Raw genomic sequence first — 13,252 nt, forward strand, 5'->3', positions numbered from 1 at the left:
CGACGATGCGCGATCTATTTGCTCTTCTTTCCGCCGGGCGGCAACGAGGCGACCTCGGCCGCTTCCAGGTATTTCACTTCGCCGGTCGAAACGAGGACCAGGCCCCCGTTCTGTTCGGCGTCGGCTTGCATCGCGACCAGCTTCTCTTCAGGAGAAGAGGGATCGATCTGGGCGCCATAGAGATAGACGACCGTACCGTTCTGCACCAACGTTCCTACCGCGGGGAAGATGGGATCGTACTTGGCGAAGTCCCCCTTACTGCTTGGCGGAGGAAGTCCTTCGTGCTTCACATACTTCAGCAGTTCGATCATTCCGGTCAACGCGTCGCGAGTGCCGGGCATGCCGGGTTCCGGACTATCGCCAATCTCCGCTTTGCTACTTCCGCAACCGGCGGCGAAGAGCACAGGAGCGACAACCAGCGAAGCCAGCAGCAGATTTCGCATTTGGTATTGGTACATGGGAAGCTACCTATTCTGAATCCCAATGGGCTCGGCGGGCGAGTTCGGATCGGGACGATCGAACTTGCCCGCGATGTGAGGTTTACTTAAGCGTCGCTATTGAATCTGGGCGACTTCACCGGCAGCGCGACTGCCGATCGCTTGCCAGATCAGGAAGTCGGTGGTGTCGGTCGCAAAGCCGACCGAGCCATCGGCTCGGCAGTAGTTGGCGCCGCCAGAGTGATAGCTGGAAGCGGCCATATGCCCCGCCACAAACCCCGTGTTGGCGCAGTTGTAGCGCTGGCGAGCAGGGTCGTTAACGTTGCGGTTCCAGTTGACCGGCAGCGTGTGCGAATAAGTGACCATCTGCGGCAGAGTGCGATAATACTGGTGGCCGGTATAGCGAACCACGGAGCCAACCAAGCTATAGGCGTTCGGCAGACATTCGGGAATGTTGCGTCCGTCCGTCATTTGAGCGGCGGTCGTATAGGCGGACGAGGAGTTCATCACGGTCGTATTGTCGAAATTGCCGGAGGCGTTGTGTTGCTTGGTCCCGCGCATCACTTCGGCGAACAGGGCGGTGTTGCTTAGCCCGTCCGTGATGTCGGCCATCCGCGGACCTTTCATTACCTGGCCGATGGTGGTCGCTCTCGGATTCGCAAAAACGCCGTCGATCGGCGTTCCGCCGTACATGTTGGTCCCGCCGATGCAGGCGTGGTAATTCAGCTTGCCGGCGCCGTAGTAATCGTTATCCGAAGGATCGGAGGGGCAGAGCATGAAGGGCACTTGGGCGACGCGAGCCTTCGAGTTGGCGCCGGTCTTGGCGGGAACGCTCGAGTGAACCACGCCGTCGCTGTTGACGTTGTAGTCGAGATCGAACAGGTCGTAGGCGGCGCCTTGTTCGAAGAACGGCATCAGGAAGACCTGGGCCGGAGCCTCGCTGCTGAGGACCGACGTCGTACCGTCCGTGTTCTTGTAGGCTTTCGAGTGACGCAGCGGCGGGAAAGTCTTGAAGGTGCTTTCAAAGTTGTGGGCCGCGAGGCCGAATTGTTTCAGGTTGTTGGTGCACTGCATCCGGCGAGCAGCTTCGCGGGCCTGTTGGACGGCCGGCAACAGCAGGGCGATCAAGACGCCGATGATGGCGATCACCACCAACAGCTCGACAAGCGTGAATCCGGAGCGACGGACTGAGCGGATCATGGTTTGGACTCGCAATGGCTAAAAAGTAGAAGGAATAAAAGGAGCTCAATACGAAGCGTTTGAAGACGTCTCATTCCGCCAGGTGCGTCTTCATCAGCAACCAGATGAAAGCGATTCTAGCTACGGAAATTCGACCCCCGAGAATTTTTCCCGCGATTCTTAACCGGCCATTCAAAAAAAATGCCAAACGTGGGGCTTAGGAGAGATAAATCCCCGAAAAGACGCCAATAGAAGGCAATAAAGTCGCTTTTTACGCGTTCTCGATTTCAAGAAATTCCCGCAGTTCTCTTGGTTCTGCGCAAAACTATTTCTCGCATTCGCGCATCTGCCAATTTTTTTTCCGCTGAATTCCCATCAATTGGGGCCGTCGTCTCGCGAGGAAGCGGTTGAGCGTCGTCGACCACAATTTGCGGAGATGGCATGCGATAGCGACCGGCCGCAACGGCCAAGCGGCGATCGGCCTGAATCCTTGGCTTGTCCCTCAATAAATGAGGGTCGCCGGGGGGGTGCGTGAAGGAAAGTTTCATTCCATTAAATAGCCACAATAATCACTTAATGCGAGTGATTACCAAATTAAGGAACTATATGCGCGAAAGTTGCGGGAAACCGAAGGGAGCGGTTTGACATAAACGTCAGTAGGTCTATGGTTTTTCACCATTTAGGAAAGTAGGGCAGATTCGAAAAAACATTTACATCAGGTCAACCATGTCTCGTTGGAAGCAACTTGGGTTTGCTGTTTTCTGCGTCTCGATCGGTTCCTCCATCGCCTCCGCACAAGAAGTGGCGGAAGTCGCCGTCGAATCAGGACCCACGCCGCTTGATTACATCTGGATCCTGGTCGCTTCGTCGCTCGTCTTTCTAATGCAGGCCGGGTTCATGTGCCTGGAGTGTGGGATGGCCCGGGCGAAGAACTCGATCAATGTGGCGGTGAAGAACATCGCCGACTTTTTGATCTCGGTCGGGGCGTTTTGGTTGTTCGGTTTTGGCCTGATGTTTGGCGCCAGTTGGTATGGGCTGGTCGGTACGTCCGACTTCTGTTTCTCGGTCAGCGACAATCCGTGGCTCGCGGTCTTCTTCGTCTTTCAAGCGGTCTTCTGCGGCACGGCGGCGACGATCGACTCGGGCGCCGTGGCCGAACGGACGCGATTGGTCACTTATTTGACGGTGTCGCTGGTCTGCTCTGGATTGATTTACCCGATCTTCGGTCACTGGGCATGGGGAAGCTTCTTCAACGGCGGCGACGGAGGTTGGCTCGAACAACTTGGCTTCATTGACTTCGCCGGTTCGACCGTGGTGCATAGCATCGGCGGCTGGGTGGCGCTCGCTGGTCTGGTTTGCATCGGTCCGCGTCTTGGTCGCTTTGACAAAGATGGGAATCCGCGCAAGATTCCGCCGCACAATTTGCTGCTGGTCTTCCTCGGCACGTTCATCTTGTTCTTCGGTTGGTTCGGCTTTAACTGCGGCAGCACGTTGGCGGCGACGACCGACGTGGCGCCGATCGCGGTGAACACGATGCTGGCCGCTTGTTTCGGCGGCTTGGCGACTTCGGTTCTGACCTGGTTCGGTCCGACCAAACGGCCCGAACCCGATATGATCGCTAACGGCGTGCTCGGCGGATTGGTCGGCATCACGGCCGGTTGCGCTTCGGTCGATACGATGGGCGCCGCGGCGATCGGCGTCGGCGCCGGCTTTGTGGTTTACTACGGAACGCTCTTCCTGGAGCATGTGCTGAAACTGGACGACGTCGTCGGCGCCGTGCCGGTGCATGGTTTCTGCGGCGCCTTCGGTACGCTGGCGGTCGCGATCTTTATTGAAACGGACAAACTGCCGGAAGGAATGACGCATTTTTCGCTGCTGCAGACGCAAGCGATCGGCGTTGGCGCCGGTTTTCTCTGGTCGTTCGGCGTTACCTTCGTCACGCTGAAAACGCTCAGCTTGTTCATGCCGCTGCGAGTGAGCGAAGAAGACGAACGGATTGGTCTGAACGTCGCCGAGCATGGCGCCGTCTCGTCGCTGTTGGAATTGGCCGAAGCGATGCAGCGAGCGACCGAGGCGAAAACCTACGACGCTTCGCTGTTGGTCGAAGTGGAGCATGGTACCGAAGTGGGGGATCTGGCTCGTTGCTACAACGAATTGATCGACACGATTCGGAATGAACACTCCTCCGCCAGACAAGCGATGCGGAACCTGGAGCAGCAGCGCAGTCGAATCAAAAGCGGGCTCCGCAACTACCAAGCGAACGTCGAACAAAACATCGCCGTGATTCAATCGCAAAACGACGAGATTGAACGCGTGCTGCGAGTTTCGAGCCAACGTTCGCAGCAAGTGACCGGCTCGGTCCGCGCGGTCTTTCAGCAGATCGACGGGCTGGTGAAGTCGCTCCGCGAAGTGGCCGTGCATTCCGACCAGTCGCGACAAGCGACCGATCTGGGACTTTCCCATTCGACCGAAAGCCAACGGACGATCGAAAAGCTCGATCGTTCGGCGGCCGAGATTGAAGCGGTGTTGGCGATGATCGACGATATCGCCGAGCAGACGAATCTGCTGGCCTTGAATGCGACAATCGAAGCGGCCCGCGCCGGCGACATGGGGAAAGGCTTTGCGGTGGTCGCCGGCGAAGTGAAGACGCTTGCGTCGCAATCTTCGAACTCGGCTCGCCAGATTTCGGACCGGATCGTCGCGATCCAAGGGGACTCCCGCGGCGCGGTGCGCAAGATCGGCGAAACGCTGGAGGTAATTCGCCAGGTGAGCGACATCAGCAGCAAAATGGGACAATCGATTCGCCAATCGATGGACGAACACGAACAAGCTTCAAGCGACATCCATGCGATCGGGGACGACGTCGTCCAGATGATCGAAGAGATGATGAACGGTCTGAATGACGTTCGTCAAGGAACGACCGAAATCGCGACGCGAGTTCGCCAATCGTACGAAGATCTGGAAGGGGTGTTGGCTGACAGCGACGCTTCCTAGCCGAGGGGGCGTCGTCCCACAGAATTCACGTGACAATCGCTACGTGATCCCTTAGATTCGACCTACGGCGCCACCGTTGACTGCGGTCGGCGCCGCGGGGCGAACTTCGATTTTGCGAGAAGGGATTGCGCATGGGAATGACTTGCACCTATCGCCGACTTCCGGCCAAGCAATTGGCCGAACTGGAGCAAGATCCAGAGAAGGGGGTCGCCTATCTCTGCAGCATGCCCGGGATCGACATGGCGGCGATGACCCAAATGATGAGCGATCCGGAGGCGATCGCCGCTCATGGTCCTGAGATTCTGGCCGCCTTCGCTCGCGCGCAAGAAGATCCAACCCGCGTCGATCTCGAAAAAGATTGGCACGCGCTTCACTTTCTGCTGACCGGCGACGCGTCATTGCAGCCTGATGGCGATCCAGATGATCCGCTCTTTCGGGTCGTCATGGGAGGGGAAGCGACGATGCTCGACGCGTCGTACGGCCCGGCTCGACGTTTTAGTCGGGATGAGATCGCCGCAATTTCCGCCGCTCTGGAGCCGTTAACAATCGAGGATTTGCGGGAACGTTTCTCGCCGGAAGCGTTCAATGAGGCCGGAATTTATCCCGAGCCTTATCCCGGCGGCTGGACGCTCGATGAAGTGGAAGGTCTGTTCGACGTCTTTCCAAAGCTGCAACAGCTGTTCGCCGACGCCCTGGCGACCAACGAAGTGGTGATCACTTATATCAATTAGTTGTAAAACGCCGATTGTCGTTATATTCGCTACAGCGGAGGGCAAATTCGGCGAAGGTCATTCGGTTGCGCAAAGTTTGACGTCGCTGGGTTCCGAGAATGATTTCCAGTGGGCCCGGGTGCGCTGAATTTCTGCGCCTGGGGCGCTTGGTTGGAGGGAACGCTCGGCGATAATACGTCAATCTTCGCTCGGGGATCGAGCGGTCGACGGTTTCGATGATTCACAACACCTGAAGGACGAAGATGAGACCCGCGGCTATTTTCTCCCCACTTTCAACGTCTCTCGTAATCTTGCTGTCGTTGGGCTGCATGCCGGAAATCAAGATTCCGGAAGTTCCCCCGCCGCCGGTAACGGTAGCCGATTCGATCAAGCGACAAGTGATCGATTACGACGAATACACGGGCCACGTCGAAGCGGAGCAGACGGTTGACGTTTACGCGAAGATCTCCGGCTACATGCAGGCGGTCAAGTTCAACGACGGCGACCTGGTGAAAGCGGGCGATCTCCTCTTCTTGATCGATACCAGCACCTATCAAGCGCAGTACGATCAAGCGGTCGCCAACGCCAATCTTTACAAAGCGAAATACGAACTGGCCAAAACGACGCTGGCCCGTAATGACAAACTGGTCGGCAGCGGCGCCATCAGCCAAGAGCTGTATGACGAAAGCGTCGCCGCGGTAAACGAATCGGACGCCGCCGTCAAAGCGGCCGAAGCCCAGACCGCCGCTCGCAAGGTCGATCTCGACTACTGCACGATTACCGCCGCGATCGACGGGCGGATCGACCGGACCTACGTGACGCAAGGGAACCTGGTCCAAGGGGGCGCCGGCAGCATGCCGACGCTGTTGACGACGATCGTCTCGGTCAGTCCGACCTACGTCTACTTCGACGTCGACGAACTGGCGCTGCTCAAGTTCACCGAAGAGCGGGTCGCCCAGCAAGGGACGCGGCATGTGCCGCTTCGCACGCGGAAGATTCCGATCCAGATCACGCTAGCCGACGGCAGCATTTATCCCAATCTTGGCGTCGTCGACTTCGGCTCGAACCAACTCGACGCGGGAACCGGCACGTTGAGCGTTCGCGCGGTGGTCAAAAATCCGGACGAAGCGCTCGCGCCGGGGATGTTCGTGCGGGTGAAAGTCGCCGCGGGCCGTCCGTATGACGCCGTGCTGGTTCCGGAAAAGGCGATCGGCTCGGACCAAAGCGATCGCTACGTCTATGTCGTCAATGACCAGAACATCGCCGAGCGACGACAGGTCACCCTCGGTTCCAAACAAGGGAAAGACCGGGTGATTGCGTCCGGTTTGAAAGAAGGAGAGAAGGTGATCATCGACGGTTTGCTGCTGGTTCGTCCCGGCAAGCCGGTCGTGCCGCAAGTTGGATCGATGGAAGAACCGCCAGCGATCGACAAACGGATGTTGCGTCCCGATGAGGAGACCCTCGAAGAGTCGGCCGAGCCGATGGCCGATCCGATGAAATCAGAAACCAGTGCAGAGCCGGCGAAGTCGTAACCGTGCGCCGCTGCGATCCGTTTGAACCGACCGACCTGAATATCGACGAAGGATAGCAACTCGTGCTGGCTCGCTTCTTCATTGATCGACCGATCTTCGCTTGGGTGATTTCGATCGTCATCATTATGGCGGGGACGATCTGCGTCTGGATTTTGCCGGTCGCGCAGTATCCCGAAATCGCGCCGCCGACCGTTTCGGTGACCTGTTCGTATCCCGGCGCCAGCGCGCAAGTGGTGGCCGACACGGTCGCCGCGCCGATCGAACAGCAAGTAGTCGGCGTGGAAGACGCGATCTACATGTCGTCGCAGTCGGCCAGCGACGGCAGTTATACGCTGACCGTCACTTTCGCCCTGGGGACCGATCTCGATATGGCCCAGGTTCTGGTGCAGAACCGCGTCTCTCAGGCGATGGCGACGTTGCCCGACGTGGTGAAGCAGACCGGCGTGACGACCAAGAAGAAGTCTCCGAACATCTTGATGGCGGTGACGCTGGTCGCGAAAGAGAACCCGGAAACCGGCCAAGCGGACTACGACCAGCTTTATCTCAGCAACTACGCGACGATTCAGGTCCGCGACCAATTGGCGGCGCTGGACGGGGTCGGCGACGTGCAGATTCTCGGCCAGCAAGACTACAGCATGCGCATCTGGTTGAATCCCGACGCGCTGGCGACCCGCGGGATGACCGCCGGCGACGTCATCAATGCGCTGAAAGAACAGAACGTTCAGGTCGCCGCGGGTCAAATCGGTCAGCCGCCGGTTCCAAAGGGACAAGAGCTGCAGTTGACGATGACGACGCTTGGCCGTTTGGAAGAACCGGAGCAGTTCGCCGACATCGTGGTGAAGACCGGTTCCGATGGCCAGATCACGCGTATTCGGGACGTGGCTGATGTGGAACTGGGCGCCAAGAACTTGAACACGTCGAGCCGCATGGACGGCAAAGCGTCGGTCAGCTTGGGCGTGTTTCAGTTGCCAGGCTCCAACGCGCTCGACGTCGGCGATCGAGTCAAACGGCGGATGAAAGAGCTGAACGAACGTTTCCCGCCGGGTCTGGAATACGAAATCGCTTACGACACGACCCCGTTTATCACCGAGTCGGTCCATGAAGTGTTCAAAACCCTCCGCGATGCGGTGATCCTGGTGGCGATCGTCGTCCTCTTCTTCCTGCAAGACTGGAAGGCGGTGATGCTGCCGATGATCGACGTGGCGGTGTCGCTGGTCGGTACGTTCGCGATCATGATGGTGATGGGCTTTACGCTCAACAACCTGACGCTCTTCGGTCTGGTGTTGGCGATCGGGATCGTGGTCGACGATGCGATTGTGGTGCTCGAGAATATCGAGCGCTGGATCGCGATGGGTTACAAGGTGCGCGATGCGACGATCCACGCGATGGAAGAAATCACCGGGCCGATTATCGCGATCACCTTGGTGCTGAGCAGCGTGTTCTTTCCCAGTGCGTTTCTCGGCGGCATTACTGGTCAGTTCTTTCGTCAGTTCGCGCTGACGATTGCGGCGGCGATGTTGATCTCGGCCCTCAACGCGATGACGATGACGCCAGCGCGAGCGACGTCGATCTTCCGCGATCCGAAAGAAGGGGAAGACCATACCGAACATCGCGAAGCGTTGCCCTGGTGGGGGATTGTCGTCCTCGGCGGTTTGCTGACGATCTGGATCGGCGGGTTGATCTTCCAGCACGAATCAGGCGGGCATGGGGAAGAAGGGCCGAGCACTCCTTATTGGCTGCTGACGGTGATGTTCCTGCCGGGGGCGATCGCCGGATATTTTCTCGCTTCGACGGTCAACGGCACGCTAAAGGTAATCTTCGGCGTCTTCAACAAAGGGTTTGACTGGGCGACTAGTGCGTACGGCAAGGGAATCGCTTCGCTGATGCGCGTCAGCACGATCGCGCTGATCGTTTACGTCGGCCTGATCTCGCTGACCGCGTGGGGCTTCACCAAAATCCCGGTCGGCTTTATCCCGAGCCAAGACAAAGGCTACTTGCTGTTTGACGTACAATTACCCGATGCGGCGTCGCGCGAACGGACCGACGAGGTGGTCAAAGAGATCGAAAAGATCGTGCTGGCGACCGAAGGGGTCGACCACATTCTGGCCGTTTCAGGTCAGTCGTTCGTGCAGAACGCGATTAGCTCGAACTTCGCCGGCGGGTTCGTCGTGCTTAAGCCGTTTGACGAACGGGGAACGGTCGAAACCGGCGCCAATCATATCGCTCAGGAACTGCGGAAGAAATTTGGTCAGATCCAAGCGGCCCGCGTTTCGGTCTTCGGCGCTCCGGCGGTCGACGGTCTGGGGAACGCCGGCGGTTTCAAGCTGATGGTCGAAGATCGCGGCGACAACGGTTTGGCGGTCTTGCAAGCGCAGGCCGATCACCTGGCGAGCACGGCGCTCGATACCAAGGGGATCGTGATGTGCTTTAACAACTTCCGCGCCAACACGCCGCAGCTTTACATCGACATCGATCGCGTGAAGTGCAAATCGATGGGGGTCGAACTCGAACAAGTCTTCAGCGCCCTGCAAGGTTACATGGGGGGCGTCTACGTCAACGACTTCAACCGTTTCGGTCGTACGTGGCAAGTCAACGTCCAGGCCGAACCGAGCTTCCGCGTCAGCGCCGATACGGTGCGCCAATTGAAGGTTCGCGGTCGCAATGGGCAGATGGTTCCGATTGGCACGATCGCCACGATCGAAGACAGCACCGGTCCGGTTTTGATCAACCGCTACAATGGCTTTCCCGCGGCGACGATCAACGGCGTGAATCTGCCGATCATCAGTACGGGGCAAGTGCTGGACACGTTAAACCATCTCGCCGATCAAGAGTTGCCGACGTCGATGGAAGCGGAGTGGACCGAGATTTCATTCCTGCAAGAACAAGCGAGCCAGTTCACCTCGTTCAAAGATGTGTTGCAAAACCCGATCTCGGCGTTGATCGGAGCGGTGATCCTGGTCTACCTGATTTTGGCGGCCCAGTACGAAAGCTGGGAACTGCCGGTCACGATCATCCTGGTGGTGCCGATGTGCGTGTTGGCGGCGCTGGGAGGCCTGGTCGTCTCGACGATGATGGGCCGACCGATGGACCTGAACATCTTTGTGCAGATCGGGTTCGTGGTGCTGGTCGGTCTCGCGTGTAAGAATGCGATTCTGGTGGTCGAGTTCGCCAAAGATCGGATGGAGCGCGATGGGCTGCCGCTGGTGCAAGCGACGGTTGAAGCTTGTACGACCCGTTTACGCCCGATCGTGATGACCAGCTTTGCGTTCATCTTGGGCGTGGCGCCGCTGCTATTTGGCCATGGGGCGGGCGCCGAAATGCGTTACGCGCTCGGCGTCGCGGTCTTCAGCGGCATGATCGGCGTGACCTTCTTCGGTCTGATTTTCACCCCGTTGTTCTATTACGTGGTGATGCGTTTGATGGGCAAAGGGGGTGAGCCGGCCGATCAAGGGGAAGCGAAGAAGGTGATCGACGCGAAGTAGAAGTTTGGTTCGACGTTACAGATTCACCCCAGCCTTTTTCGCCTGGATTTTAATCGCTGGGACGAAGTAACGCATCGGTTGATTTAAGTCGCGACGGCGGGCGTAATCGAAACAGGCCATGACCTCGGCTCGGGTCAGAATATCCCGCGCGACCAAATCGACGACGATGATGATAAAGTTGAAGTCTTCAGGACGACGCGCCTTGAGGCCTTTGTCGAGCGTGTCGAGCAGCGACGGCGTTCCTGACGCGGCTCGCAACGGCATGACGAACAAGCCCACGCACAGGGCGAACCCGACCGAGACCAAACGCAGAAACTGACGACGCAACATGACCCGCTCTCCAGGAAACGAAAACTTGGGGGAGTAGGGAAGTATCAAATTGCGAAGCGTGGGTCAATGTCGAAATGATTTCTCGTGGGCGTTCGCCGCTAATCGGCTGGAGAAGAGATTAAGGGGTAATTGGCGTCCTTTGGCTTGCGGTAGAGTCAGATTTCGTTTGACTCTCGCTTCTTTTCGCGCCTATACTGCGCGATACGCCGATCAGCATGGGGTTGTTGATCGCGCCAGTAGCGAGGAGGACCGCGCAATACCCCTTGCGCCGGATGGACCTTCGCGGCATCAATCGCCTACCTGCCGCCTCTGATCGAAAGCCATCCTACCTCCGACGACATCCGTTTGGTTGTTAAGTCGGAAATCTCGATTTGGAGCACTCGCCATGCTAGTTATCCCTGGGCGTAAAGCCAAGGATGTGTGTGATCGTCATTTGGGTCCGACGCGGCGTGACTTATTGCGAGTCGGCGGTTCTGCGTTTCTCGGACTGACCCTGGGACAAACGCTGCAAATGCAAAGCGCTTCGGCTGCTAGCGAGTCTTCCGGCGCCGGTTGGGGTCGCGCCAAGTCGGTGATCATGGTCTACCTGCAAGGGGGACCAAGCCATATCGACCTCTGGGACCCGAAAGAGAACGTTCCCGAGAAGGTGAAGAGCGCCTTCGGTACGATCCATAGCAAGGTCCCGGGCATCGACCTGACCGAGAACTTGCCGAAACTGGCCCAAGTCACCGACAAGTTGTCGCTGATTCGGTCAATGAGCTACTCGCCCAATGGTTTGTTCAACCATACCGCGGCGATCTACCAGATGCATACCGGCTACACCGCCGACAAAGTAAGTCCGAGCGGTCAGCTGGAGCCGCCGTCGCCAAAAGACTATCCGAACTTCGGCAGCAACATCATCAAATTGAAGCCGCCGGAAGTGCCGATGCTTCCGTTCGTGATGATGCCGCGACCGCTGCAAGAGAGCAACGTCGTCAACAAGTCGGGGACCGCCGGCTTTTTGGGACGCGCCTACGATCCGTATTATCTTTTCCCGCCGGGAGACGATATGGACATGCAGAAGATGGAGCGGATCAACATCACCGACCTGACGCTGCGTCCGGAAGTCTCGACCAATCGACTCGGCCGTCGCGCCAAGCTGCGCGAGCTGATCAACGCCGGGATGCCGGGCTTGGATCAAGCGGTCGAGAAGTACGACATGGACAAGTACTACGAAACCGCGATGAATCTGATCTCGTCGGGACGCGCTCGCGACGCGTTCGATTTAAGCAAAGAGACCGACAAGACCCGCGACATGTATGGCCGCAACACGTTCGGTCAAAGCTTGCTGCTGGCGCGTCGTCTGGTCGACGCCGGTACGCGGGTGGTCGAAGTGATCTGGCCGAAGGTCGCGAACTCCGACAACCATAGTTGGGACCATCACGTCGGTTTGACCGATCGGATGAAGAACAAGTCAGGCCCGATGCTTGACGCCGGTTTGTCGTCGTTGATCGCCGACATGGATGATCGCGGCATGTTGGACGAAACGTTGATCGTCGCCGTCGGCGAGTTCGGCCGCAGTCCGCAGCGCGGCGTCAGCACCTCCGGCAACGGCAACAGCGCCGACGGTCGCGACCATTGGCCTTATTGCTATACCGCGTGCCTGGCCGGCGCCGGGATTAAACGAGGCGCCGTCTACGGCGAATCGGATCAAACCGCTTCGGCCCCGCTGAAGGATCCGGTCCATCCGACCGAGTTGCTCGCGACGATCTATCACACGCTGGGGATCGACCCGGCGACGATCGTCTACAACCACCTGAATCAGCCGCGCGAACTGGTCAAAGCGGAAGCGGTGACCGGCCTGTTCGGCTAACTAAGAGGCGGGCGATGTCGCCGGCTCGGCGGCCATTTCGCTCGGCTGAAATTCGGCGAACAAGGTGCGCACCAAATCGAGGTGCGCACTGCTGTAATCGAGCCGAATCTGCGACGGGCCGCGGTGAAAACGGCTTCGATCGACGACCAACGCGAAGCGGCCATTCTCGGTCTCTTCAAACCGGACGAAGAGGATGATCGATTTCGCTTCGACGGTCGGCGCTCCCCGAGCGACGTTTTCTCGATCGTAGGCGATCGTGAAGTTGTAGGAGACCTCGAATCGTACGAAAACGCCAGGCGTATCTTTCGAGTCGGCCGTCACGACGTCGGGAATCACTTCGTACGAGGTCAACGGCTCGTAGTCGAATCGCTGATAGAAGACGCCGCCCACCTTCGGCGCGTTGACTTCGATCGCCGAGAACTTGCGACTGCGAACGGTCGCTTTTCGCTCGGCGCCGATCAGCGGCGTACCGTCAACGATGCGGCGCGGCGTCGCTTCGGCGGGTGGAGGAGGAGGGGAAACCGATTTCTTCGGAGTTACCGTCGGCACGTAAGACTCAACATCTTCCACTGCCGGCTGCAGCACGCCGTTGAGCGCGTTCTCCATTCGAAACATGATCGCCAACGTCACCAGCACGACGATCGCGAGAATCGCAAACCCGATGAATCGCCCCATAGCACGACATAGTTGCGAAGGTGGAGATGGAACAAAAGCTCCAGTCTTTCCTGCCAGGCGG

9 protein-coding genes are annotated in these 13,252 nt (G+C 58.4%); 5 read left to right on the forward strand and 4 right to left on the reverse strand.

Annotated features, from left to right (window positions below; all coding sequences use genetic code 11):
• Window positions 1–14: 14 nt before the first annotated feature.
• Both LOC68_RS16340 and LOC68_RS16345 read right to left on the reverse strand, forming a co-directional pair.
• Window positions 15–458: a hypothetical protein gene (locus tag LOC68_RS16340; RefSeq protein ID WP_230220692.1), complete on the reverse strand. Its 444-nt coding sequence runs from the start codon at window positions 456–458 to the stop codon at window positions 15–17.
• Window positions 459–554: 96 nt separating this feature from the next.
• Window positions 555–1,637: a DUF1559 domain-containing protein gene (locus LOC68_RS16345; RefSeq protein WP_230220694.1), complete on the reverse strand. Its 1,083-nt coding sequence runs from the start codon at window positions 1,635–1,637 to the stop codon at window positions 555–557.
• Between the two features lie 705 nt (window positions 1,638–2,342).
• Between LOC68_RS16345 and amt the strand changes: the two genes are divergently transcribed.
• The 4 genes from amt (at window position 2,343) to LOC68_RS16365 (ending at window position 10,334) form a co-directional block, all read left to right on the forward strand.
• Window positions 2,343–4,610 carry an ammonium transporter gene (gene amt / locus LOC68_RS16350; RefSeq protein WP_230220696.1) on the forward strand — a complete coding sequence of 756 codons (2,268 nt, stop codon included), beginning with the start codon at window positions 2,343–2,345 and terminating at the stop codon, window positions 4,608–4,610.
• Window positions 4,611–4,741: 131 nt separating this feature from the next.
• Window positions 4,742–5,341 carry a YfbM family protein gene (locus tag LOC68_RS16355; protein ID WP_230220698.1) on the forward strand — a complete coding sequence of 200 codons (600 nt, stop codon included), beginning with the start codon at window positions 4,742–4,744 and terminating at the stop codon, window positions 5,339–5,341.
• A 308-nt stretch (window positions 5,342–5,649) separates the two neighbouring features.
• Complete coding sequence (locus LOC68_RS16360; protein WP_230220700.1) at window positions 5,650–6,852, forward strand: efflux RND transporter periplasmic adaptor subunit; 1,203 nt, start codon at window positions 5,650–5,652, stop codon at window positions 6,850–6,852.
• Window positions 6,853–6,914: 62 nt separating this feature from the next.
• Window positions 6,915–10,334 carry an efflux RND transporter permease subunit gene (locus LOC68_RS16365; RefSeq protein WP_230220702.1) on the forward strand — a complete coding sequence of 1,140 codons (3,420 nt, stop codon included), beginning with the start codon at window positions 6,915–6,917 and terminating at the stop codon, window positions 10,332–10,334.
• A 15-nt stretch (window positions 10,335–10,349) separates the two neighbouring features.
• Here LOC68_RS16365 and LOC68_RS16370 read toward each other — a convergent pair whose 3' ends face one another.
• Complete coding sequence (locus LOC68_RS16370) at window positions 10,350–10,664, reverse strand: hypothetical protein (protein WP_230220704.1); 315 nt, start codon at window positions 10,662–10,664, stop codon at window positions 10,350–10,352.
• Between the two features lie 385 nt (window positions 10,665–11,049).
• On the opposite strand from LOC68_RS16370, the gene LOC68_RS16375 reads away from it, so the two are divergent.
• Window positions 11,050–12,516, forward strand: coding sequence for a DUF1501 domain-containing protein (locus LOC68_RS16375; protein WP_230220706.1), 1,467 nt, complete (start codon window positions 11,050–11,052; stop codon window positions 12,514–12,516).
• On the opposite strand, the gene LOC68_RS16380 is transcribed toward LOC68_RS16375, so the two are convergent.
• On the reverse strand, window positions 12,517–13,191 hold the full coding sequence (locus LOC68_RS16380) for a hypothetical protein (RefSeq protein ID WP_230220708.1): 675 nt from the start codon (window positions 13,189–13,191) through the stop codon (window positions 12,517–12,519).
• Window positions 13,192–13,252: the final 61 nt, after the last annotated feature.

This window comes from Blastopirellula sediminis, from assembly GCF_020966755.1.
Classification (GTDB): Bacteria; Planctomycetota; Planctomycetia; order Pirellulales; family Pirellulaceae; genus Blastopirellula; species Blastopirellula sediminis.

What these genes read in the sequence shown, in the direction of transcription:
- LOC68_RS16375 (WP_230220706.1), top strand. Translation starts at nt 11,050, where the DNA reads ATGCTAGTTATCCCTGGGCGTAAAGCCAAGGATGTGTGTGATCGTCAT.
- LOC68_RS16380 (WP_230220708.1), bottom strand. Translation starts at nt 13,191, where the DNA reads ATGGGGCGATTCATCGGGTTTGCGATTCTCGCGATCGTCGTGCTGGTG.
- LOC68_RS16370 (WP_230220704.1), bottom strand. Translation starts at nt 10,664, where the DNA reads ATGTTGCGTCGTCAGTTTCTGCGTTTGGTCTCGGTCGGGTTCGCCCTG.
- LOC68_RS16340 (WP_230220692.1), bottom strand. Translation starts at nt 458, where the DNA reads ATGTACCAATACCAAATGCGAAATCTGCTGCTGGCTTCGCTGGTTGTC.
- LOC68_RS16355 (WP_230220698.1), top strand. Translation starts at nt 4,742, where the DNA reads ATGGGAATGACTTGCACCTATCGCCGACTTCCGGCCAAGCAATTGGCC.
- amt (WP_230220696.1), top strand. Translation starts at nt 2,343, where the DNA reads ATGTCTCGTTGGAAGCAACTTGGGTTTGCTGTTTTCTGCGTCTCGATC.
- LOC68_RS16360 (WP_230220700.1), top strand. Translation starts at nt 5,650, where the DNA reads ATGCCGGAAATCAAGATTCCGGAAGTTCCCCCGCCGCCGGTAACGGTA.
- LOC68_RS16345 (WP_230220694.1), bottom strand. Translation starts at nt 1,637, where the DNA reads ATGATCCGCTCAGTCCGTCGCTCCGGATTCACGCTTGTCGAGCTGTTG.